Here is a 25020-nt window from a genome sequence, read left to right on the forward strand (position 1 = left end):
TTTTAATATTTTAGACTAGCTACAGTAACAACACATTGTGAGGCTGTTGAGTGCTTGGAGTTAGGATAATGAAAAAAACGAATTTCTGATGATGGAATTCGTTTTTTTAATCTAAAAAGGATTAATGCAATTTTTGTTGGAGTCAAAAGCATGGTATTTAGAACGTCAAATAGAACGTTTGAAAATTGCCCAAGAAAAACTTGAAATGTTTGATACCGTAATTCTGGACGGTGATATTTTCCAATAACTAAGTTGTAACCGGTATTATGGTTTTAACTTTTATAATCACTTTTAAGTCAACTAAAATGTTTCAAATAGGCATACTCTTTATTATTTTGTTTAAACATATAGTACATTCAATTACCACATGTTATACATTAAAGCATAATAATGGTATTGTATAAAGAGATAGACTTTTCGCTCAATTCAAAAAAGGAGGAGTTTTCATTATGATATCTTTTTCTAAACCAGATGTAGAACAGTTTTTACGAACATTTTCGATTGGTGATTTTGCGGTTAGTCCAGATGAAAAACAACTAGTTTTCAGTACCAATTTAAGTGGAAAGTATAATTTATGGGCCATGAATTTACCAAATACGTTCCCAACGCCGCTTACTTTTATTGACCAGAGCTGTCAAGGCCTTCTCTATGATAAACAAGGACGATTTATCATTGCCGGTTTTGATCAGAATGGAGACGAAAATACGCAATTTTATGGACTTCCGCTTCAAGGTGGGACAATGAAGAAAATTATTTATGAAGAAGGAACTCGTAATTCTGGGCCAATTTTATCAGAAGATGGGAACAAGCTTTATTATACATCTTCGAAAGGAAATCCAACGTATTTAAATGTATATGTCTATGACTTGGTGACTGGTGAGGAAGAAACAGTTCTTGAGGGAAAAGATGCGCCGACTTTTTTAATCGATTTTAGCCCGAATGAAGAGGTAGCCCTCTACTATAAACATTTTGCTAATACGTATACACTCATTTACGCCAAACGAGGAGAGGAACATATTCTCCTGACACCGCCAACAGATCAGCAACATACGGTCAGTGACGCAGTTTTTGTATCCGATGAGCTCATCTATTTATTAACGGATTACGATGCTGATTTTACGTATTTGGCTTCGTATAATTTAGAGACAAATGAGTTTGTAAAAGTGAAAGATTTGGAGAATGAAAGCTTCACTACGTTGAAATATAACAAAGAAAACCAGTGCCTGTATGTAATCAGTGAAAAAGGTGTAGAAGATCATTTATACATGTATGATTTGCTATCGAATAATTGGGAAGAACTAGATTCACCATGTAGTGTCATCGGAAAGCTTATAGTCACAAAATCCGGTAGTTTGTATTTATTAGGAAGAAGTGCTACGAAGCCGCATAATATTTATCAATTTAAGGAAAATGGATGGACATCTTTAACGGAATACACAGTTCCAGGTGTAGATCAAAGCGAATTAGTTGAGCCGGATGTGATTACTTATTCTTCCTTTGACGGACTTGAAATAGAGTCCTTATTTTTCAAAGCTAAAAAGGAAAATGATAATGGTGAAATCATCTTTTGGCCGCATGGTGGTCCGCAAGCTGCAGAGCGTAAATTTTTTAGAGCTTCCTTCCAATTCTTTTTAAATAACGGGTATAGTATCTTTGCTCCGAATTTCCGTGGTTCGACAGGCTATGGATTGGCTTTCACGAAAATGGTAGAAGGTGATTGGGGACACGGTCCACGCCTTGATAATGTAGCTGGTCTCGACTGGCTCATTGATAATGGCTACGCGGAAAAAGGCAATATTTTATTGATGGGTGGAAGTTATGGAGGATATATGGCCTTATTACTTCACGGTCGACATGCTGATTATTTCAAAGCTGTAGTGGATATATTTGGTCCATCTGATTTGTTCTCATTTATCCACTCGGTTCCTGAAGACTGGAAGCCAATTATGGATCAATGGGTAGGAAATCCTGAAAGAGACAAGCAAAAACTCATTGATTTCTCACCAATTACGTATTTAGAAACTATGGTGAAACCAATGCTCGTTATCCAAGGAGCGAATGATCCACGTGTTGTGAAAGAGGAATCTGATCAAATCGTCCAAGCTTTAAAAGATAAAGGTCGTGATGTCGAGTACATGCTTCTTGAAGATGAAGGACATGGGTTCTCTAAAAAAGAAAATGAAATTGCTGTTTATCAAAAAATTCTCTCATTTATGAATCAATTCGTTGGATCAAAAGTGAAAGCATAACGATACGTATCAAGAGAAATATTAAAAATTCTTTCTTTACGTAATGGGTGCGTAAGTTGATGGAAATACTGTGATAAGTTAAATGAAAAAGACTAGGTTCTACTTTGGTAGGACCTAGTTAATTACATAAACCGACCAACATCCCTTGTGTTGCCACATACACTTCGTTGTAGTGGGGGATCGAAACAGACATTTATCCCACTTGAAGATATTTCAGCAAATCAAATCAAAAAGAACCTGATAAATTTCAAATGTTTTATCGGATATTCGGGATGGATTGAGCAGCGTAATAAAATCTGAAACCAATTTTTCCTTACTCGTATTTAATGTAAAATTGCTAAGGAGCGGATGTTAAAAAAATAACGAAAAATGACGCCAATCTGTACAATTTATCCGCAACGGAAATAGAAAATTTACAGGTAGTTACACGCAAAAGAAGCTGGGACAAAACCTCATTTTTCTGCAGCGACAAAAACTATAATGAGCTGCAGTTTTGAAATTTGTCGAGAACTTTTGATTGTTTATCGACCAACTTTATCGATTTATCACCCAACTTTTGAAAAATATCGACATCTACCTTCATGCAACACTAATTTACTTCGCTTATGACATGAGCATATTTTTTTACGCATAATTTAATAACTTAACATCAATAAACGCGATAAATCAACGTTTCTAAATTGATTTATCGTGCTTTTTAAGGTTTTGACCAGTTTTGTCCCTGCCACTTATTGTAAAGCTGCTTTATACATACGATTATTCTTTCTTTGCTTTAAAATTGTGCTGCTTTCCTCGGCTGAATCCTCATCATTTGGTATAATAACGAATAGATTTTTTTAGAACGGAGCAATTGATATGAATGGAGCACAAAAAGCATTTTTTGAGGAAAAGGAGCGTTCACTTGGCGTTCGTCTAAATAATGTGCAGACGCAGGCGGTGTTGCAAACGAGTGGCCCGCTGCTACTATTGGCATCTCCCGGTTCAGGAAAAACGACGACGATTATTATGCGTATTGGCTATATGATTGAGGCGCTTGGTGTGAATCCTTCTCGCATAAAGGCTGTCACGTTTAGTAAGGCATCGGCAAATGATATGAAGGCACGTTTTGCAAAGTTTTTTCCGCATTTGCCACCGGTTGATTTTTCGACGATTCATAGTTTAGCATTTCAAGTTGTCCGGCAAACACTTGAACGTCAGGGCATTTCGTACGGTATCATTGAAGAGTCGGACAAGCCTGGTGTTGTTTCAAAAAAACGAGTGCTTCGCGAGATTTTTGAACAATTAAATGGCTCAAAAATTACCGAAGATCAGTTAGACGAGCTACTGACGTATATAACGTTTATCAAAAATAAAATGCTGCCAGAACAGGAATGGGCAATTACAGAAGTAAAAGTGCCAAAAAAAGTTGAGATTTTACAGCGTTATGAGGAATATAAACGCACAGGTAGTGACCGTTTGTTAATTGATTTTGACGATATGCTGTTAATGGCGAATGATATTTTCACGAAAAATCGAGAGGTGCTGGCGCAATACCAACGCCGCTACGATTATTATTTAACGGATGAAAGTCAGGATACATCGCCAGTTCAACATGCAATCATCGCGAAGCTCGTCGCAGTCCATCAAAATTTATGCGTCGTTGCAGATGAGGATCAGGCCATTTATAGCTGGCGCGGTGCAGAGCCAGATTATTTGTTGAATTTTCGAAAGATATATCCGGAGGCGCATGTTTTACTTATGACGCAAAATTATCGTTCATCTACAACGATTGTAGAGCCAGCCAATATATTCATTCAGCGAAATAAAAAGCGTTATAACAAACAAATGTTTACGGAAAATCCTGCAGCAGAGCCAATCTCGTTTAAAATCCTAGAAAATTACAATTTACAGGCCAAATATTTAGTGGATCAATTGAAAAAACTGTCTAAGCGCGGCTCAACGGCTATTTTATATCGAAATAATACGTCAGCCATTCCGCTTATGGACGCGTTTGAAAGAGCAGGTTTACCTTTCTATATGAAAGATTCCACGATTCGCTTTTTCACGCATTGGATCGTGGAGGATATTATGAACTTCATGCGTCTAGCGTACAATACAAAAAATGTCACGGTATTTGAAAAGGTTTACAGAAAAATGAATGCTTATATTACGCCAGCGCAATTGAAGGCGCTACAAAAAGTGCCGGAGGATGGCTGTATATTCACACGGTTGTTAGAGCATGTTGAATTAAAGGATTATCAGCCTGACTATATTAAGCGAATTCGCAAAACGTATGATAGCATTCAATTTGATAAAACAACGCCAACAGCTATGCTAGAGCATATTCGTTATGACTTTGGTTATGAGCGTAACTTAAAGAAAATGAGTGAGAATCTCGGTTTTAATTATGAAAGTTTACTAGATATAGTGGATGTACTTGGTTTAATTGCTCGCCATACGACGACAATGACCGAATTTGCGGGTCGTTTGAAGCGGCTTGAAAATTTAGCACGTTCGTCTCATATGAAAAATGAATTGAATGCAATTACATTGACGACATTGCACAGTTCAAAAGGCTTGGAATTTGACCATGTGTATTTGATTGACTTGATTGAGGGGATTTTACCTAGTGATGCGGAAGAAGAAATCGAGGAAGAAACGCGACTCTTTTATGTCGGTATCACACGTGCGATTCGCCATTTGGAATTAATTTCATATAGTAAACGCTTTAAAACCAGTGTGGAGCCATCGATATTCATGAAGGAGTTAAAACAAATCGTTTCACCGCAAGAATTGCCCAAGAAAGCGCCGAAAAGTCCGAAGAAAGCTCCGAAGCAATATCGTAATGAGCGGACGATTACAACCGAGTCAGCGTTAATCGCTGGCTCGAAAGTAATGCATGTGATTTTAGGAGAAGGGGAAATATTAGCCGTTACAAGTAGCACGATTGAATTGTCATTTGCTACAGGGATTAAGAAGTTTTTGACGGATACATGTTTACAGCAAGGCTATTTAGAAACGATGGAAGATTAAATGAAGCGTATTCGGGATTTTTTCGAATACGCTTGAGAATACAGCCTTTATTATTTTTTATTATTTTCTTCTTGATAACTTCCAAAAATAATATTCGTGTTTTATTCGATTGATGAAGTATCTGGTCGATGGCTGAATAGCATTTTCAGTGTTAAAACACGAATGTTTATATATGTTTTATCTAAAAAATTCGGTTTTTATCCTCTGTTAGGATTTTTGCAAACTATGGTCTTAACTTTATATAACTTCAAAAAGAATTAATTGCGTTCTTTCTGTTCAAACTTGAGTATAAACTTGAGTTGATGTAATACTTTCATTACCAAGGAGTTCTTGAAGTGTTCGTAAATCAACGTTTTCTTTATTTTTTTGTAACATCCATGTTGAAAAAGTATGCCGTAAGTGATGTAGCGTGAAGCGGGTAGGTGGGAGGCCTGCCTTTTTCAACACAACTTTAAAGATGACATGCAAACCAAGCGGAACTAATGCTTTACGATTTTTATTTAGGAAAACAGGTTCTGATGGATAAATTTGATATGATCTTAAAGAAGCTTTATAGGATGCCAGGAGCGGAATTAAGTGTGGATGAAGGGGCAAAATCCGGTCTTTTTTCCCTTTTCCATCAATTCGAATCGTTTCATTTACCAAATCAACTTGATCCCAGGTTAATGAAACAAGTTCAGAACGTCTTAGACATGTTGTTGCTAGCAATACTCTTTTCGCATCGAAAAACTTGATTGGTAGCGTTCTATAAAGGCAAATAGCTGCTGCAGATCCCTTAATGTCATATAAGCAGGGAGATTATCATCGGTCTTGGATGATTCGTAAAATCATACGTCTGGTAGTGTTATATTAGATACTAATTGGTGAATGATTTTAAAGAAGAAATTTTTCGGTTCACCGAGCGAGGTTTTTGTTTTAATAATCCTAATAGATATTGGTTAAAGCAACGTACTTGGGTCTTGGTAATCTCGTTTAAACATGTTGAACGAGCCATGATCCGTTAAAAAGGTTAAGAAGAGTTGTAAATCGTACTCATCATTAATGACTGTATTAACAAAGTATTTTTTTCAATCTCGATATACAATACAAATTCATCAATAGCTGCATGTAGTTGCAAGTATAAAACCTCCAGATATCGTATTAAATCATCCCATTATCTTTAAAAAGAAGCTTTATCTTTCACATGAAAATTTTAAGGGAATTCACAAGTGCTGTATAAGGACAAGAAAGTCCAGAGAAACTTGTTAAATTTTTTATATAAACCAAAAAGAAATAGTTGTTGATGGATAAGACCAATCTCAGTTGGATAAAATATTTGTGAACTTAAAAGTTCAAATTTTAAAGATTGGGAGGACTAAATATGTCATCTGAAATGGGAGAAATACATCGTACTGGTCGAGACATTAACGACGTAATAGTACATGTTGGTGGGCAAGCTGAGAGTGTTTTTAGTTCATTGGCTGAACCAGCTCGACTTTCAATACAAAAGAAAGCAGACGAATTAGCTGCACAGTATCTTGATAGTAATCCTAATCCAGACTATTATGATTGTGTTAATATTGTAACAGAGGGAGTTTTGACAGCAGGGAACGAAATAAAGGCTAGCTGTGGTTCTTGGGGAGAATCAGTAGATGCCGCTCTTGGTGCAGGTGTTGGAACTCCAGCAGCAAAAATAGCTTGTAAAAGAATAACGATGCATTAATTTTTGAAAAAGCGTAGGCGTATAAAGCTTATGCTTTTTAATATTTATTGATTTCTTTTATTCTTTCCTCAATAGTAATTTTAGTTGTCTGTAGATTCTTGTCCGTATACAAAAAATACAGATTACCCACCTTTTTTATAGTCATTTTCATAAAACGGTTGCATAAGTATAACCTCTTTTCTTAATTAACTGTAAACTCTCTTAGCAAAGAAATTAAAACATGGTAAAATATAGATTGGTATATATATGGTGAATGACGTGATGAACTATATTCAAAAATCTAATGTAAGGAGCGAAAATACATATGGCGAGGAAGAGAAAAACGTTACCGAAAAATTTTAATGAACTAATTGAAGCAGGTGATATTGCGGCATTACAAGAGGTATTTACAAAGTGCGAGCTAGATGCATATGGTGGTTATAGTAAAACAACAGCTTTAAGCTTTTTCAATGTACCGGATGAATTAGTTCGCTGGCTCGTGGAACAGGGGGCAAATATAAATGCGAGAGACAATTACAAAAGATCGGCTTTACATAATCAGGCAATAAGTTGGCGGGGGAATATTGAATTGCTTCTTGAGTTAGATGCAGATATAGAAGCCTTGGATTATCAAAATGAAACACCTTTATTTACTGCGGCTGCTTTTTTTAAACCAAATGCGGTGCGTACATTGGTTTCTAAAGGCGCAAATATTAGCGCGGTAAATATGATGAATGAGACGCCTTTGGACAAAGCTTTAGCAGTATGTAGAAATATAGATATTGTTGATCTAGTGGCAGTTTCTGAGATTTTTCTGAGCGCAAGTATAGCTGTAACGCCGGGAATGAAAAATTCTATTAAGCGAATTGGAAAAGACTTTGAATTTCACAGAGAAGGTTTTAATAAAGAATATTTGAACAAAACGGATGAGGCACTTTCCCGTCTTTATGAGCTATTTGATGTTCCACCGGTAGAGAAGCGAAAAACGCATGATGGTACCTCTCCAATAACAGTATGTACAAAGGGCTGGCAGGCTCAACATAATGAACTTTGGGATTTACTAATTCCTTCGCAAGGACATGCGCAAACTGTACAAGGAGAGGTTATTCGTATTACTGGTAAAGTCTCATACGAAATTTTAGATAACGGCGGTATCAACTGGGATAATGATTTTCGTAAAATGCTCAAAAATTTGAACCATTACATTAGCTTAGGTACGCCATTACATCCCGCTGCACTTCAGGAGTCTATCACTTTAGCGAAAGAACTTCACAAAGGCGATGGAGATGAGGAACCTGCGAGACTATGCGAGTTGGCAGTGCAATGGGTACTTAACAATCCGAATCCGATTATTTTAGAACAGCCCGAATATAAGCGCTAACATATTTAACGAATCCAATAAGCATTTTTATATACAGTATCATCCACTTTTCTAAGCACTTAACAGCTAAGAAAAGGGGATAGTATGCCGTAAGTGACGGGTAGGTGGGAGGTACTAGCCCCGCCCAAGAACAGAGATGTGCTACACTTGGAAATTGCTTTTCTACATCAGTTCCGATTTCAGCTATGATTTGTTCTGCCATTCGAGTGGCAATTCCAGGAATGGAATCCAATCTTTCGATATCTTCTTAGTGTGTGGAAAGTCGGCAAGTGACTTCTTGATTTAACAATTCAATTTGTGCAGTAAAAAATCAATATGAGTAAGAATGGTTTTAATCATTAGTCGTTGATGTGGTTGGATATAGCCACGAAGTGCGAGTTCAAGCTCTGCTTTTTTCTTTTTCACTGAACGTCTAGCGAAACCAGCCAACTTCTATGGATCATTTTGACCTTCAGCAATGGCACGAAGCATATCAAGAGAGGAAATCCCCATCACATCTGATACAACAGAACCAAGTTTAATATTCGCACCTTCGAGTACCTTTCGAATGCGGTTATGTTGTCTCGCGCGTTCTTCAATCATACTCCGACGATACCGAACTAATTCTCGTAATTCACGTTGGGTGCGATCTGGAATGAAGCTAGCTTTGAGTAATCCGTGACGAAGTAACTTGGCGATCCATTCCGCATCTTTAACATCAGTCTTACGACCAGGAACCGCTTTGATATGTTGGGCATTTACAACTAAAAATTCGATATTCTCAGCCTCGAGTATGTTTACAATAGGCTTCCAAAATACACCTGTACTTTCCATAGCTACGTGAGTACAACCGTGTTCTTTAATCCAATCGATTAATTGCAATAAAAAAACCGTTTTAGTAGAAAAGCTTTGAATCACTTTGCCTTCCGGTGTCATAATACATGCGGTGATCGAATCCTTATGAATATCCATGCCACATGCACGTTCAATGATGACTTCCATTAGAAACATCCTTTCTACGGCCAATCAAATTAGAGGCTGGTGCAGCAACCTGAGTAGGATGAATCTCCCATGAGTGCTTCCGGAAACAAGAATTTATAAAGTATACAAAACAAATCTAAAAATCTTTCCCAAACGAGGGTTTGGGAACAATTTAATTACAATTTATGTCTATATGGAAAAAGGGAGGTGTCATTATGTGGTTAATATTAGGTCTTATTGCTATAGTAGCAACTTTTATAAATCTTTATATGTATGCAACAGGCAAAGATTATAAATTGGCAATGGCAATGGGGTTATCATTTACAGCATTGACACTTTGTGCAGAACATAGCCTTGTATCCAATTGGGTAAAAGTAGGAGACTGGGCAGCTTTAGGGGATGTAGTACCTACTATGGAAAAGGTGTTATGGTTGTTGACAATTGTTTCTATCTTACTAAATATAGCACCTATACTTTTAGAACTTAAAAATAAAAAATAATTACTTATTGGAGTTTATACGGCTTTACAACGTTAAGAACAAAATGTCCCCAAATCTCGCTTTGGGAATGTTAAACTTTAATTACACGAGGTGATAAAAAATGGATTATACTAAAATCTATAATGAGGAACTGATTGCCTTAGTAAAAGAGAAAATAAAGTCGGTCGGTGAAATTAAAGCGGTGAAGTTTTTGAGAGAACAAACAGGTATGTCCTTAATACAGGAAAAAAAATTTGTAGATTTTTGTAAAGAATAGACATAAAACTTAGAGTCAATAAACTAACCTGTGTTTTATTGCAACAGCGATTTATAAAGCATACACAAATTAACTTAATAACATTCCCAAATGAAAATTAGGGAATACCCCCACAAAGAAGCACCCATTCAACTAAATAGGTGCTTTTTTCATAAATTTTAAATTGGTATCATGTGATTTTATTGATGTTTCTTTACTTTCAGGTGGTGTACTCTACTTTCAAACTCTACATAGGAATTATTTACTTGTGAAACATTTTGGTTTTGAAATGTTTGGTTGCTGTTACCAGTTATAAATATTGGCACAATACATAACGGACAACTACCATCATCTTCAATCATAGAACCACATAGCGAGCAATACTTGTTTTCAAGCTCAACTGTTTGATTAACTTTGTCCTCCAAAAGATGTAATTCCAATGAAGACTTCAAATCGTTAGGATTAGTTATTGCTAATGATTTTTCTATCAAAAAATCATTAAATACTGTTGCAAATAAAGAGGTCTTTATTGGAACAGTAACTACAACATTATTCATTTTGCTATTTGTAAAAATATCTGATAAACGATTGGAGCCATCTTTTTTTAGGGTGCTAAGGTAATTACTATTTCCTAGTTGAATATTCATTATAACCTCCTGATATGTAATATATTCACTTTTTATATCGGTCATTGTTTACTTTCTTGTACAACAGTTTAGTTGATTAATACGTTTGCTTAAGCTATACAATCCCATTCAAAATAACGTTCCCAAATCAAAGTTTGGAAATACACCAAGAAGCCACGCATGTTGTTAAATCAACGTTTCGTGGCTTTTCTTATTAATATTGTTTATGCGTTTTTTTATGCACTTTTGTTAAAAGTCAGTCATAGCAAAGGTTTTGAAGCATTTGAAGTAATGTTGCACCATCGTCTTTAATGAATAAAATCGTGTATAAAAATTGAAGTCTTATCGTTGTAAATCCGAATAAATCTGACGAGACCCATTATTGTACTAACAGAGTGCTTACTTCAAGATGGGATTCCACAGAGATTCCAACTGATCTTCCACAATCGGGGCGCAATTCGTGAATAGGAATTGTGCCTTTTTCAGTACTAGAACCAATATTACTAAATAACATCTTTTTTAAAACTGAATTTTGATATAAAAGTATAGGTAAGAGTGTGAAAGCAGTTATTCCGCCATAAGCAAGTATAGCTAAATTTTATATTTGAAAAATATAATGCAATGGACTCTACTAATCTTTATTGGAATTTAACACTACATACTTCGAACTAAGTATCTACTGTAATAAAATTAAAATTGTAATATACTATTATAAATAGGTTAACAATGTTAATTTATGTTTTATTCAAAGATCTCTAGATAGTCCAGTAAAAAAAATATTTCGAGGAGTCCTATAATGAAAAAGAAAATAAACTATTTAATCTTACTTTTAACTGCCATCTTTATAGTTGGTTGTACGAACGTAGAAGATGTATCGAATACTGATGGGAAAGCTGATTCACAAGAAGTAACTACAAAAAATAGTGCAAAAGAAAAAACTACGACTGAAAAACAAGTAGTAGAGGAAACATCAACTCAATCAAAAGATCGACTGTTCAAAGGTTACAAACTAATTGAAGTTGATGGTGGTGATTTGTCTGGACATCGCGAACCTAACGTCGTCGTTGACATTGGTTTTGGGGACCGAGAGTATTGGTCCTTTACGAATGAACACGGGCAATTAGTCCGTGTCATTGCTGACGAAATCGTTCTACAAGATGATCGTACCGAACCTGTAACATCGTCTGGCAGATACTACGCAGATGAAGCAAAAGTTCCTGGTGTCGAAAGAGCAGATTTAGATGAAGGACATATTATTGCAGATTCTCTTGGTGGAGTATCAAATGCTTATAATATTACGCCACAAGATAGTACGCTTAACCGACATGGTGATCAAGCATATATGGAAGACGCTATTCGTAAAGCTGGTGGAGCTACTAATTTTGAAGCAATAATCACATATCCTAATACGGAAACGCAGATTCCTTCTCATTACAAGTACACTTACACTTTAAAAGGGAATAAAATTGTAGATGAGTTTGATAACGGCAACCCTGATGAAATAAATAAATCTCTAGGATTAACTGAAAGTAAATCAACTAACTCAAATAAGTCAACAAGTTCTAATAAGTCCCATGCTTTGAATGGCACTGAAGATATTTCTAACGTTGATACAGATGGAAATGGTCAAGTAACGATTAAAGAAGCAAAAGCAGCAGGTTATAGCATGCCAATAACGAGTGATCACTGGTTATACCCATATATGCAAGATAATGATAACGACGGTATGGTAGGGGAATAAGCACCTAGTATATTTTGACTGGAGATTTTTATTGTGATGAAGTATTAAGTGTAAAAACACAAGTAAATCAAGCGCACCCTTCCGGTAAGCACGCCGAATAGCCATCTATCTGAAATTTTTTCGAATAGGTGGCTATTTTGCACATGTAGCTTGGATATTTTTCGACCAAGGCATGTAGTTATTTAAAATCTGGGGTTGCTGAAGGATCGGTAAATTCAGCAGATCCTTCATTAGTTTAACTATATTGATAGAAATCGATGCCATTCGCTTTTGCCGTTTCAGTCTGACTTAAGCAGATTGCATTCGCTCTAGCACCAATCAGCCCTCATCTATTTAAGGTGGGGGCTATTTGACGCTTACGAATTAATTGGCGACGGTGTTGCTATTCCGGATCGTTATGCAAAAGAAGATAATAATTGGTTGAATCTATCGCGCTCCTCTAAAAAAGCGCAATGGCCGCTGTATTGGAACGGAACTAGCTTCGAATTTTTGATCAGCTTATTTGTTTCCTCAGCTTGGGTAAACGGAACGACTTCATCATGAGTTCCGTGAATAATTAATGTGGGTACATCGATCTGACCGAGATCGTTGTAAACATTTTCATCTCTAAGCGTGACCATAATGGCGGAAGTCGCCCAATTCGCCGCTTTTAATCCCATTAAAACGAACCAATCGGATTTCGGTTCGGAAATTTTCTGAAAGAAAAAAATCCCCGTTTGGTCTTGCAGCATTTGCGGTCGGTCATGATTTGTATCTTCGATGATTTTATTTGTAAATTCTTTTGGAACGCTAGAAGGAGAGGCAGCGTCGATCAGGACGAGTTTAGATACCCCATACCCTTTGTAACGAGCCATATAACGAATCGAGATCGCGCCTCCTGTAGAGTGTCCTGCCAGTGTTATGTTTCTTAACTGTAACGTCTCGATGACCATGCGGACATCATCTGCTAATCTATCGAAACTGTACCCGCTAAAAGGTTTATCTGAATTACCATATCCCCTCCAGTCCATTCCGATACAACGATATCCAAGCGTTGGAAGGAAGTTGAACTGATATTCGAACTGGTTATGGTTTAGTGGCCATCCATGAATAAAAAGTATCGTTTTATTTCCCTTCGGATTGATATCCTCTATAAATACGTTGACGCCTGGTTCGACAGTTACAAAGTATCCCAAGTGTATCACCCCAATTATAAAAAGTAATTTCCCGTTAAGTAAGATATTCATCCAAGGCAGAGTGTATGCCTAATTTCGGCGTTAAACTTTGTTGAGATAGTGCGAAGAGGTTTCTGATGAATATATGCTTAAGAAATGCTAACGAAGGTAAGGGGATTTTTCGATTTTTGATGCACGGGCGGAGAGCCTTTCCTCATTGAAATATTCTCATAAGGATGAGACGATGCTGCAAGTGCTACGAGAGCGGAGCAAGCTGGCGGAGACGCCCCTCGTACTTGTGGCTATATCGAATCGGCCGCATGGGATCGCCCATCGTGATATTCGACTACCGACCAATCCAAGGTGGCGATTGTTCAATTAGAGCAGTCGCTTCTTGTGTAACGGGTGCTTAGCAGTACAAGGCTACCTTTAGGGTAGCTTTTTCTTCTCGCACTAACTGGGCAGGATAGTGGAATAACAAAAATTCTTCGTTATAAAAACAAGAAAACCAATATTAGTGTGTAAAGAATGGAAATCCATGATGTGGGAAATAATGTAGTTCTCTTATACAAATAACAATTCAAAATAAAACCAAATCAATACGGAGGTAAAAAAATGAATGTCCTTGATTGTATCATTATAGGTGGAGGTCCTTCTGGGTTAAGTGCTAGCTTAACTTTAGGAAGAGCTAGGAGAAACATTGCATTATTTGACGATAGAACGAATAGGAATAGAGTGACACAAGCGTCACATGGATTTATTACTCGTGATGGGATAAAACCACAAGCGTTTAAAGAAATAGCGTTAAAAGAATTGGAGAATTACCCGTCCGTATCATATTATACTGCAACAGTTACTGAAATTATTAAGGATATAGGTAATGAGCTATTTACTGTCAAAACATCTACTAGTCAGGAATTTGTTTCAGAAAAAATAATACTCGCCACCGGTATTCAAGAAATATTTTCTATACCAAGTATAAGAAAGTTTTATGGGAAAAGTCTATTTAGTTGTCCGTATTGTGATGGCTGGGAGCAAAAAGATAAGCCATTAGTGGTTATTGCAGAAAAAGAAGAGCATGTACTGCATTTGACTAAGTTAATTTATAATTGGTCGCAGGATTTGGTTGTCTTAACGAACGGAGTTCAATTATCTAAAGAAGGTAAAATGGAGTTACAAAAACACAATATCAAAATTATATCGGAAAAGATAAAAGACTTAATAGGTAATGACGGTTGCTTACAAAAAATAGAGTTTGAAACAGGAGCAACAATAATAAGATCGGGTGGATTTGTTGCCCCATCTTATGATCGCCCAAATCAATTTACTGAGAAGCTTGGCTGTGAAATTCATGAAAATGGAAAAGTTATAACAGATGGTGTTGGTAGAACAACCCAAAAAAACGTATATATTGCAGGGGAAACCGAAAGATCTAAACCATCCTCTTTAATGATCTCAGCTGCTAAAGGTAATAAAGCTGCGGTTTCAGTAAATACTGATCTAACGATGGAACGCTTTTGATTAGTCATAACACCTTCTGCTTCAACTAAATAGAAACTCAGTTAATATAATTAAACACATCAACGCCAATGTGTTGTCACATATACTTCAAACATTGTATTAGCGTTAGTATAAGAAATTACGAAGAACGGATTTTGATTTTAGAATTCGTTTTTTTCTTGTTGCTTAAAAAGGATTGAAGGTTTTTTTGTTGAAGTTATTGATCTAACGGCACAGCTTTCCTAAAACATAAAAAAATTTAATTTAAAATTAAAAGACGATTTAGATATTGAATATTTGAAATTGTATAATCATACTAAAAAAAGACAGTTACTATTACTAATAACCTAGGTTGTAGGTTGTAAATTATAGTAACAAGGTGGGGCAACAACCAATAAAATAAGCACGGAAACAATTGGGGACTCTATACATTTTCTGTGGAAAAATGGGAGCAGGAAAATCAACTAAATCAAAACAATTGGCTATAGAAAAACATGTGGTATTGTTATCTGAGGATGAATGGCTTTCATCTCTTTATCCCAATCAGATCACATCATTTGTTATGAATAAACATAAATGATTTAAAAACGTTTTTCAATTTTATTGTGCGCTATGAGAGCGATCGAGGTGGGCAACGGTACGTGTTACTGAATTTCGATGCGTTTCACAGCGTTTTCATTATTGTATAATTTAGTAAAAGGAAATTAATAAAGTGAGAAATAAATACTATATTGCAGATTTGCTGAGGATTGCTTATCAATACAAGTTTAGATTAAATAAAGCCAGAATCCCAAATAATATAAGGTAAAGGTGTCAGTCTAAAAAAATGTATAAAGGTTCTTGTCCATATACAAGTCGATAAGTCGAATAGTGTAAAAGGACACCAAAGTTTAAACTATTTATAATATTAAAAATATAATAGATTGCGAAGGAGTGGTTCATATGTATAATCCTATAGTAACGAATATTTCCAATAAATACGGAAATATTCGTTGGAAAACAAAAAACACAAGTGAAAAATTGCAAGCCATCCAAAACAGTTTTGGGGTTCAGTTCAACTTTGTTCAAAATGAGATTAATTAATTAAAGTATAGCTTTTTTGATCAATTTTTTTATTAAACTAATAAAAATACTTGCAACACCTATTATAGTACTGTACAGTACTAATTATAACAAGGAGAAAATTAATGAATCAAAAACGTGTGATTGAAGTAGCTGCAACATTATTTTTAGAAAAAGGGTTTGCTTATACAAGCATGGATGAATTAGTTCGTGTAAGCAAAGTTTCAAAGTCTAATGTGTATTATCACTTCTCTAATAAGGAAGAATTGTTGGAAGGGGTCGTTGATTATTGGATTGAAATGTATCAATCTGCAATTGATGGCTTACTATCTCAAAACCAATTATTAGTTGAAGATCGTATCCAACTGTTTTTAAAGCAAATATCACAAGGAGTTCAGACGAGAGAATATAAGGGGAGCTGTCCATTTATTACGCTTTATATTCAAAGCCCTACAAATGCCACAAAAGTAAAAGAAAAAATAGGTCTTTTTTTTGCAGGATTACAAACGAAAGTGTCTCTATTACTTAAACAAGGGGTAGAGAATGGTGAATTTAGAAAGACAATTAATATTGACGAGGTTGCATCTCTTTTTATTACAAATCTTGAAGGAGCGCTATTTATTTCAGAAACACTGGAGGATGCAACTGTAATCTTGAAAACAGCAGATCATTTGTTTAACTTGCTTCGATAAAAGAAGCATTTTTTTTACATCAAATTAGTACTGAATAGTACTAAAAGGAGGATTTATATGAGAACAGTATTTTTAACTGGCGGAACAGGTTTTATTGGAAAGCAATTAGTGAAGGAATTAGCCAAAGAGCATGTTACAATTCTTCTATTAGTGAGATCGAAAAGTAAAGCAACACGCATTTATCAAGAAAGAGGCATCTTAATTGAGGCAGTTATGCACTTTATTGAAGGTGATTTGACGAAAATAGACTTAGGTCTAAGTGCTGAAGATAAGGAGTGGGTATTGAAAACGGATGTGATTATTCACGCAGGAGGCCCCATGGATATTCAAGCGACAAGCAAAGAGGCAGCTTCCGTATTTTTGAATGGTGCCCAACATATTAGTGAATTCGCTAAAAATATTCATCAATTGAAGGGATTGCAACAATTTATTCATGTTGTAGGCTATATGAGTCCCTTTGATGATAAAAATAGCAAGATTGCGATAGATGTGTTTAAAGAAGGAAACAATTTTTTGAAAATAAAAAATCCATATGAGAGAACAAAGTTTTTAGCAGATCTTTATATCCGTCAGCAGGCATCAACAGTAGGTTATCCGCTTTCAGTAATTAATCCACCAACTGTAGTTGGTAGTAGTAAAACAGGGAGTACGGAGCAAACAGGAGGCATAGGCTTGCTTGTGATGAGTATGCGAAAAGGGCTCATGCCAGTGATTCCTGGAGGTAAGGAATATAGATTACCACTTATTGCAAACGATGAACTAGCAAAGTTTATTGTGCAGGTTTTCAGATTGGAGCAACCAACTATACAAACATATACACTTGTTGAAGATAAACAACATGATCAGAATATTTCAGAATTATTAGATGCTATGTCAGAAAGTATGAATATGACTGCACCTAAAATCTCTGCCCCATTGCCAATTATGAAAGCACTTATGAATAGTGGCGTAAGCAAAATAACCCAAATTCCTGCTGATGGGCTGAACTTTATTACAAATCGAACATTTTCAAATGGTTCAGCGAAAAAGATTATGGGAGAAGATTGGTTTAAGGAGACAAATGTAATGAAATTTCTCCCAGCCGTAATAGCTGATCTGGATTATCGCATGATGTATCAAAATGGCCAGCACAGTCATTTATTTAAACGAACATTATGTAATAATACTACCATTTACCAATCACAAGGAGAGGGTAAACCGTTTATTTTATTACATGGTTTATTAAGTGATGGAGAGGATTTATTTCCTTTAGGGAAAGAGCTTCATGAAAAAACGGGTCGACCTGTATGGATCATGGACCTTCCAGGTTTGGGACGTTCTCCTTTTAAACGAGAGAAAAATCTTTTAAATATCTATTTGAATGTATTAAAAAAGTTATTGGAGAAAGCTACTAACGGTGCCCATCTAATTGGCCATTCATTTGGTGCGTATATTCTTTTGGAAGCATTAGTACAAAAGTATATAGATAAGAAGTATACAATTACTTTACTTCAGCCACCTGTTGCTAAAAAAAATGCTAAATCGATAAATGTTCCTCAATTTATGAACAAATGGACATTGAAATTGGCAACTACTAATTTGATAGAGCGTTATTTATTAAGTAATGGTTTATTTGAAAGTAAGGAGAACATCCCTGAACATTATATTGAAAAAATAAGTAACAGTTTTACTTCTCCTAGAATTTTAAATACTACGGTTCTGCTTAACAGTTTACTATTGAAAAACGATCAAGGTGATTTCAATGAAGTAACAAAGTATAATCTTCGCATTATTTGGGGGGATTATGACAGAGGCTATTCTGCTCCTTCCCATCTTGGTAAGGTTGATGTTGTTCCATATGGTCATCATTTTCCTCTTAACCATCCGAGTGAAACGGCTAATTTGGTAATAAAAAATAGTAGTACTAGCAGATGAGAGTGTAGGATAAATAAAAATGGGTAGTAAGATCGTTGTGTCTTTGAAATAAAGTCGTACTGTTTGAAAAAAAAGATTGTCTACATGAACGCTGGATATATTTACTTAAGAATCTAACAGCTAATCAATTACAGCGTACATATCAGTATCCTGAGGTAGTAAAATGCGAATTGAACAAAGTATTGCTCTTTACGCATGGCATGTAATCACCTTGTGAAGAAATATACTTAAACTCCCATGAAAGAACGTAATAATCTTTCATAAAACAAACAGATTATTTTATGTTGCATGTAGTCGAGCCATTAAATCCTTAGTACTGATTATTTATACAGCCGACCAGCAAAAAGTAAAAAATTATTTATAAAAAATGAATTTGCAAAAGAAGATGAGATCTTGCTTCTGTAAAAACTAATGTTTAGTATCCTTTCTACAGGTAGAAGTGAAAATTGCTGATATATTACAGTCGAAAAAGTATACACCTAACCAGTTGTCGAAATTTATTTGACGACTGGTTATTTAGTATTGTTCTTCAGAATAAATTATAATGAACTTCCATGTTGTTTATTATAAGTAGTTAATCATACATATGCCACTAGTAAAAAAATTAATCAAATTGAAGCTGAAAGTTATAGGTAAACTCAAATGTAATCAAAATTATGCTGTTAATTAAATTTGATATTTAAATCAAGTAAGTTGAAAGAGTTGGTGTTACTGCGTTGGAAATTATATCACTAAGTATTTGGCAAAGATATGCTTAAAATCACATATTCATCATAAAGAGATGTAGGTGAATAATTTATTGAATCAACTTAATTAAAAAACTTGGCTATAGTATTTTATTTGTATAATATTAAAAGTCTGGACATTCTTGTCCTTTTTATTTTTTTGAAATGAGGGTTGTCATGACATTCTTGTCCATATACAAAAAAGTACAGATATTATGGGTAGTTAACTTATTCAAACCCTCCTCCACGCCAAATAATTTTAGTTTACATAATATAAATACCTTGGTCACTTATTATATGTATCCTTATGAAAAATGGTTAAGGGAAGGGGAGCAGTTACTTTTACTAAATGACGAGGGAACTGTACAAGGATATAAAGACGGTAACTATGCTGAAATATACTCATTTAGTAATTATGAGAAGAACGGTTGTATTGAATTAACTGCTTTAGAATTGTATGAAAAGTATCAGTTTCACTCAATTGTTGCTGCTGGTGAGTATGATTTACTACGTGCTGGTAAGTTACGGGACTTACTTGGTATTCAAGGCCAAACGTGGGAAAGTGCTCTAGCTTATCGTGATAAGGTTACTATGAAAAATATAGCATCAGAACATGGTATCCCAGTTCCAGAATATAAAAGAATACATACTTCTTTTGAATTGATTCGAACAGGGGGAAAAGCTGGCGATAACTTCAAAAGCTTACCTATCTGTATGCATAATGAATAATTTAAAATTTGGTTTAATGTAAATATTAGTTTAAATAAGTTTTTAAATAAACAGGGAGGTTTAAAATGGAAATTCGTTCAGTTAAAGGTTCAGACTACTATGTAATTTCACCTCTAATCAATGAGTGGTGGGGTGGAAGGAATATGTCCGATATGTTACCAAAATTATTCTTCGACCATTTTACACAAACAAGTTTCATTGCAGAAAAGGATGGTAAACATGTGGCTTTTCTAATAGGATTCCTATCTCAAACTCATTCAAACGAGGCGTATATTCATTTCGTTGGAGTCCATCCTGAGTACAGAAAACATAATATTGGAAAACATTTATACAATAAATTTTTTAATGTAGTAAAGCTAAATAATCGAAGTATTGTTCGTTGTGTAACGTCACCTGTCAATAAAGTTTCTATTGCCTATCATACCAAGATGGGTTTTGAAATTGAAGATGGAGATAAAACTATTGATGGTCTATCAATAAATTCAAACTATGACGGTCCAAATCAAGACAGAGTTTTATTTTTCAAAAAATTAAATTAAATTTTATTCTAGCTTACTATCTCTATCGAACTCAGTGTAAGAGTTAAACAAGGTGTTGCAGTGGCAGCATCTTGTTTCTTGTTATGCAAACGAAGCAGCATTCGGACATTCTTACCCAAAACGTCTGTAGATTCTTGTCCATATACAACATATATTATGGGTAGTTGACGTATCCAAGCCCTCCTCCACGCCAAATAATTTTAGTTTACATAATATAAATTATAGGAAGTTACGTTTCATTGAAAAGTATACTAATAACATTGAGACGAAAAAGCTGTAAAAAGTGTAAAATCGTATTTCTCTAAGAACTCGCCAAAAGCTTCACTTGTATATTAAAAATCTAAATCCGTTTGTACAATAAGTTCTGGTGTGTATTTTGCGCTGCAACTGCGTTATCAAGTACTTCTAAAATTAGGTCAAACGTTATTTCAAGCCCAAATTTATATTCATCAAATTTTTGTATGATAATCTTATACCGACGCCAAAATATCACCAATCATCCTGTACTGTGTGAAAATACGTACTTTTTTAACGCTCTTTCACTGATCTCTATATTTTGGCGTCGGACTGTATTTTTTGTAATATTTGAACGAATGCCAGCTTTTCTCATAATGCGTAGCCTTAGCATGTATATCTCTTTAAAAGAATTTTTCGATGCACCATAACGGCCATTACTTTCCTTATGAATAACACTAAGTCGAACTTTCAGGCACATTTAAAATGCGACACAGCAATTGAATGCGCGATGATCGCTTTCTTTCATAATATGATCAATCAGCTCTTCATCTAACTATTTTTACGCGAATATGGTCATAGCCTTTTTTGAATCTCTACCTCTTATTTTAAACGTAGATTTCCCTCCTGGTGGCCGCTTCAACTACTGTTAACTCCCCATTTCCTTAAATTAACTTATTATAGTAATAATCTTTTGTTGAGCATCTTGGGCTTCAGGGATTGGCATAACAACAAACACATGATTCATTTTAGGATAAACAAAAGTATTGATTTCAATTCCCTGTTCTGTTAGTTCTTCATCAAGTCTTATTGCATCTGGATATAAACATTCGTGCGTTCCAATAAAATGAGTAATCTTCCCAAGTCCTTTAAAGTCACCGTATATTGGACTAATCGATGAGTCTTTTAAATGTTTATCAGCTGCCCAAATCTTTGTAATGACTTCCATTCCTTCACTAGCTAACATCGGATCCTTTTCTTCATATTCAGATATAAGAGGATTTTCTAAACTCAAATCAACACATGCTGATAATAAAATAATATCTTTCGGTTGAGGCAAATTGTTCATTTTTAAAAGCTGAGCCAAAACAAGTGATATATTTCCGCCTGCCGAATCTCCCATAATCGTTAATTGATTGGAACTATCAACAGTTATAAGATTTTCTTTATATAAGTTTAGGATTTTTGGGTAAGTATCTTTATAGTTAAAATGAGGTACTTTAGGATAAATGGGAGCAATTATTTTCGCATTCAATGATTGCGCGATTTTATCCATGAACCACCAGTGAAAATTTAAAGGCTGATTTGTCCAAGCACCACCATGTAAATAAAGAATAATTTTTTGCTTCGAGGATTTTTGATCATTTAATGTGAAAACTTGCATTCCCTCGAATGTCCGCTCCTTAACATCACTTAAAAACTCAACATCATCCCCAATAACATATGGCTTGCTATTTTCAGTTCCTAATTGCTTAACAAACCGTTTAGTGTTTTCAATACTAGAAAAATTCTCTTTATTACTTTCGGAAATTAACAATTTTTCGAATAGAATACTTTCTTCAGAACGTTCTCCGTTATAAATTTCTACACTCATTTTTAATTTTCTCTCCTTTAAACATTTTTATTGTTCATCTTGTTTCTTCATTACATGGTATGATTTGAAATAGCTTTGTATCGCTTTATCAAAAGTCTTTTACAAGTTGGATAGAATGTCTTAATTGAACGAAGGCGTTTATTATTGCATCGACTTACTTTATTTACAGAAAAAAGGTTGAACTATGCTTCAAGATCAAAATAAAAACCCTTTTTCATCTCATAAAAAAGGCAACATGGACCTCTATTGCAACTATTATAACAAATATATCCCCCTAATTTTTCCATTCAACACCTGATACCTGTTTCTTTATTGTAGTTGCTCCCTCTCTTTACGTTCCTGTATCTAAAGAATTTAAAAAGAGAACATATATTCCCCGCTCGTTAAATTAACCTAAAACTACATTTTTCTTGAAAACTTTTTAAATAGACAACGTGCTAAGCATTCATGTTAAGATAACTTTCTTATTGAAAATATAGTGCAACTCACTCAATCATACCAAGCCTTCTACGAGATTCGTGTTCTTCAGGACTGTGCTTTTCCTTCTGATTCCGCGTCACCACAGACACCCTTGCTATCGGCAAACCAATACGCCTGTCTTCCCGCTTCTAAACCTTCCACCCTATAGTTCCTACGTATACCGAGCATACAATAAAAAAGAGACGAATTTCTTCGCCTCTAACCATCTTCCCAATAGTGATTATCCTTTTATATAAAGGTAGTCATCGATTTGTTGTTTCAATTATGCCCTAACGTCTTTTCTTTCGCTATAAACAAGCAGGAAGATCTTTTTATTTAAAAGTATATGACTGAGATTCTTGTATCATCATTCGGCAAACGGATGCGGTTAGTTCTTCTAAAGTGCATTCAATTTCATGCGAACCAGTCTTAGTATAAAGACAAGATATTGACCAGTTATCAGCCGCTTCGTTATACAGCTAGCAAGGGCTTTTGTAAGCATTAAATCTTCCTTTCGTTTGTGAATTATTTCAAACTAAAAGGAGCATTAAATAAACAATTTATAAATGTTGAAAGAGATGAAGCAATCATGTTAAACCGAATGTCTAAATATATGGAAGTAAGTAAAGTTAAATAATGATTGTGAGGTTTAATCTATAGTAGCATATGGAAAAGTTAATAGGCATAGTTACTTTCCAAATACAATGTTCGTGTTTTATTCAATCTTCGAAGTATCCAGCTGATGGACAAATAGCACTTTTAACAATAAAACACGAACGTTTTAAATTACTTTGCGTAAAATAGTTCGTTAAACATCTTTCCGGGATTTATTACGAACACTCGCCTCTAACAATATATAGCTTCAATTCCTATTTTTTAATTGCTATTTCCCATTTACAAAAATAAGAAACACATATTTGTCTGCCTAAAGGACGAGCATGCGTTGATTATCCGTGGTTCCAACGTAAGAGTACCTTGAAAACTATCAAAATTACCCAAAACATGGTAATCTTAAATAAAAAGACAATACGTTTTCATCGATGCCAAATGGCCGGCATTGGAGAACAAATTCTTATGCCCATTTCCCTTTCCTCTGATGTTGAAATAGTATGATCGACTAAGGAAACCGCGAAATTTGAGGGTTACATCCGTCAATATAGGCATGAGGCGAACCAACCGTCTACAACATGGAAGAAGTTTTCTATTTCGGTTTATGAATAAAATGATAGAAAATAAAGGAGAAGATACACGATGGGAATCATGGCCAGTTACTTATCATTAGAAGATGCTTTAGCGGATGAAATTGCCCAGTTAGACAATTCCCATATCATCGGGAAGATTGAGGAGCTTATGGAAAAACAATGCTGTCCCGTATATGACATGGATAAATTATGGGACGGATTGCATTGTTTGCTAACAGGGATCTCTGCCTCGCAGCCGATTGAGGATCACCCATTAAGCGAAGCGATTGTCGGAGTCCACGTGCTGGATACTGAAGAATTCGTCAGCGTCATTGGCTGTGAAGAGCTTCCCTGCATATTAGAAGCCCTTCATTCTATGGATAGGACCGTCTTACAGCAACAATTCAAGCCAGCAGATTTTAGAGAGAAACAGATTTATCCGGATATTTGGTTGGACGATGAAGCTGAGGAACTTTTCGCAGAACTTATTGCGGAACTCGATCAGTTAATCCATTTTTATGAACAAAGCCTTGCCCAGGGTCATGACATATTAATCAGTATTTATTAAAACCGCCTCAACATTAAACTGTACCCTATCAAGAGACTTTTTAAGTGTCTACTCGATAGGCGGTAGGTTCATTTTTTACAAACTTTAATAATCCACTGTTTTTATAGTCTTGAATATAGGCTTCCCATTCTTTTTTAATAGGTGTTTTTCCAATGTAGTATGTAAGAAGATTATCTCATGGAATATTTGACGCTTACTTCCCAACGCATACATCAGTAACTCATTAAATGCAGATAACGCCTGTACACGTTGCTTATTTCCTAGCACAGTTCAACTGTAGTGAA

18 protein-coding genes and 3 pseudogenes are annotated in these 25020 nt (G+C 35.1%); 15 read left to right on the forward strand and 6 right to left on the reverse strand.

What is annotated here, in order from left to right:
* The first annotated feature begins 449 nt into the window (after positions 1-449).
* Together QRN68_RS03065 and QRN68_RS03070 are read left to right on the forward strand one after the other, a co-directional pair.
* Positions 450-2249 carry a S9 family peptidase gene (locus tag QRN68_RS03065; protein WP_285395212.1) on the forward strand — a complete coding sequence of 600 codons (1800 nt, stop codon included), beginning with the start codon at positions 450-452 and terminating at the stop codon, positions 2247-2249.
* 855 nt (positions 2250-3104) lie between these two features.
* Complete coding sequence (locus tag QRN68_RS03070; RefSeq protein WP_285395213.1) at positions 3105-5261, forward strand: ATP-dependent helicase; 2157 nt, start codon at positions 3105-3107, stop codon at positions 5259-5261.
* A gap of 276 nt (positions 5262-5537) precedes the next feature.
* On the opposite strand, the gene QRN68_RS03075 is transcribed toward QRN68_RS03070, so the two are convergent.
* Complete coding sequence (locus QRN68_RS03075; RefSeq protein WP_285395214.1) at positions 5538-5969, reverse strand: tyrosine-type recombinase/integrase; 432 nt, start codon at positions 5967-5969, stop codon at positions 5538-5540.
* A 652-nt stretch (positions 5970-6621) separates the two neighbouring features.
* Between QRN68_RS03075 and QRN68_RS03080 the strand changes: the two genes are divergently transcribed.
* Complete coding sequence (locus QRN68_RS03080; protein ID WP_285395216.1) at positions 6622-6963, forward strand: hypothetical protein; 342 nt, start codon at positions 6622-6624, stop codon at positions 6961-6963.
* Between the two features lie 304 nt (positions 6964-7267).
* Entirely contained in the window at positions 7268-8323 is a 1056-nt protein-coding gene (locus QRN68_RS03085) for an ankyrin repeat domain-containing protein (RefSeq protein ID WP_285395218.1), read from the forward strand.
* A gap of 109 nt (positions 8324-8432) precedes the next feature.
* On the opposite strand, the pseudogene QRN68_RS03090 reads toward QRN68_RS03085, so the two are convergent.
* Positions 8433-9304: pseudogene (locus QRN68_RS03090) on the reverse strand (IS110 family RNA-guided transposase); the annotation flags it as partial.
* 194 nt (positions 9305-9498) lie between these two features.
* Between QRN68_RS03090 and QRN68_RS03095 the strand changes: the two are divergent.
* Both QRN68_RS03095 and QRN68_RS03100 read left to right on the forward strand, forming a co-directional pair.
* A complete protein-coding gene (locus QRN68_RS03095; protein ID WP_285395219.1) occupies positions 9499-9783 on the forward strand; it encodes a hypothetical protein in 285 nt (94 codons plus the stop codon).
* A 100-nt stretch (positions 9784-9883) separates the two neighbouring features.
* Positions 9884-10039: a hypothetical protein gene (locus tag QRN68_RS03100; protein ID WP_285395220.1), complete on the forward strand. Its 156-nt coding sequence runs from the start codon at positions 9884-9886 to the stop codon at positions 10037-10039.
* A gap of 179 nt (positions 10040-10218) precedes the next feature.
* Here the strand turns inward: QRN68_RS03100 and QRN68_RS03105 are convergent, their stop codons facing one another.
* Positions 10219-10665 carry a hypothetical protein gene (locus QRN68_RS03105; RefSeq protein ID WP_285395222.1) on the reverse strand — a complete coding sequence of 149 codons (447 nt, stop codon included), beginning with the start codon at positions 10663-10665 and terminating at the stop codon, positions 10219-10221.
* 775 nt (positions 10666-11440) lie between these two features.
* Here QRN68_RS03105 and QRN68_RS03110 point away from each other — a divergent pair.
* The gene (locus QRN68_RS03110) at positions 11441-12385 is read left to right on the forward strand and encodes a DNA/RNA non-specific endonuclease (protein ID WP_285395223.1); all 945 of its coding nucleotides are present in this window, start codon (positions 11441-11443) and stop codon (positions 12383-12385) included.
* A 132-nt stretch (positions 12386-12517) separates the two neighbouring features.
* On the opposite strand, the pseudogene QRN68_RS27030 reads toward QRN68_RS03110, so the two are convergent.
* A pseudogene (locus QRN68_RS27030) lies at positions 12518-12701 on the reverse strand (IS66 family transposase); the annotation flags it as partial.
* Positions 12702-12780: 79 nt separating this feature from the next.
* Positions 12781-13560 (reverse strand): alpha/beta fold hydrolase, encoded by a 780-nt coding sequence (locus QRN68_RS03115; protein ID WP_285395224.1) that lies wholly within the window; start codon positions 13558-13560, stop codon positions 12781-12783.
* Positions 13561-14154: 594 nt separating this feature from the next.
* Here QRN68_RS03115 and QRN68_RS03120 point away from each other — a divergent pair.
* The 7 genes and pseudogenes from QRN68_RS03120 to QRN68_RS03150 all read left to right on the forward strand — a co-directional run bounded on the left by QRN68_RS03120 (position 14155) and on the right by QRN68_RS03150 (position 20700).
* On the forward strand, positions 14155-15060 hold the full coding sequence (locus QRN68_RS03120) for an NAD(P)/FAD-dependent oxidoreductase (RefSeq protein WP_285395225.1): 906 nt from the start codon (positions 14155-14157) through the stop codon (positions 15058-15060).
* 424 nt (positions 15061-15484) lie between these two features.
* Positions 15485-15598, forward strand: a pseudogene (locus QRN68_RS03125) (AAA family ATPase); the annotation flags it as partial.
* 383 nt (positions 15599-15981) lie between these two features.
* Positions 15982-16122 carry a hypothetical protein gene (locus tag QRN68_RS03130; protein ID WP_285395227.1) on the forward strand — a complete coding sequence of 47 codons (141 nt, stop codon included), beginning with the start codon at positions 15982-15984 and terminating at the stop codon, positions 16120-16122.
* A 104-nt stretch (positions 16123-16226) separates the two neighbouring features.
* The gene (locus QRN68_RS03135) at positions 16227-16793 is read left to right on the forward strand and encodes a TetR/AcrR family transcriptional regulator (protein WP_285395228.1); all 567 of its coding nucleotides are present in this window, start codon (positions 16227-16229) and stop codon (positions 16791-16793) included.
* Positions 16794-16850: 57 nt separating this feature from the next.
* The gene (locus tag QRN68_RS03140; protein ID WP_285395229.1) at positions 16851-18707 is read left to right on the forward strand and encodes an alpha/beta fold hydrolase; all 1857 of its coding nucleotides are present in this window, start codon (positions 16851-16853) and stop codon (positions 18705-18707) included.
* Between the two features lie 902 nt (positions 18708-19609).
* Positions 19610-20161 carry an ATP-grasp domain-containing protein gene (locus tag QRN68_RS03145; RefSeq protein ID WP_285395230.1) on the forward strand — a complete coding sequence of 184 codons (552 nt, stop codon included), beginning with the start codon at positions 19610-19612 and terminating at the stop codon, positions 20159-20161.
* Positions 20162-20226: 65 nt separating this feature from the next.
* The gene (locus tag QRN68_RS03150; RefSeq protein ID WP_285395231.1) at positions 20227-20700 is read left to right on the forward strand and encodes a GNAT family N-acetyltransferase; all 474 of its coding nucleotides are present in this window, start codon (positions 20227-20229) and stop codon (positions 20698-20700) included.
* A gap of 904 nt (positions 20701-21604) precedes the next feature.
* Here QRN68_RS03150 and QRN68_RS03155 read toward each other — a convergent pair.
* Positions 21605-22528 carry an alpha/beta hydrolase fold domain-containing protein gene (locus tag QRN68_RS03155; protein ID WP_285395232.1) on the reverse strand — a complete coding sequence of 308 codons (924 nt, stop codon included), beginning with the start codon at positions 22526-22528 and terminating at the stop codon, positions 21605-21607.
* Between the two features lie 1710 nt (positions 22529-24238).
* On the opposite strand from QRN68_RS03155, the gene QRN68_RS03160 reads away from it, so the two are divergent.
* Positions 24239-24736, forward strand: a complete 498-nt coding sequence (locus tag QRN68_RS03160; RefSeq protein ID WP_285395233.1) for a YfbM family protein — start codon at positions 24239-24241, stop codon at positions 24734-24736.
* The last annotated feature ends 284 nt before the right edge of the window (positions 24737-25020 follow it).

Origin of the sequence: Lysinibacillus sp. fls2-241-R2A-57 (assembly GCF_030209535.1) — a bacterium.
In the GTDB taxonomy this organism is placed as follows: domain Bacteria; phylum Bacillota; class Bacilli; order Bacillales_A; family Planococcaceae; genus Lysinibacillus.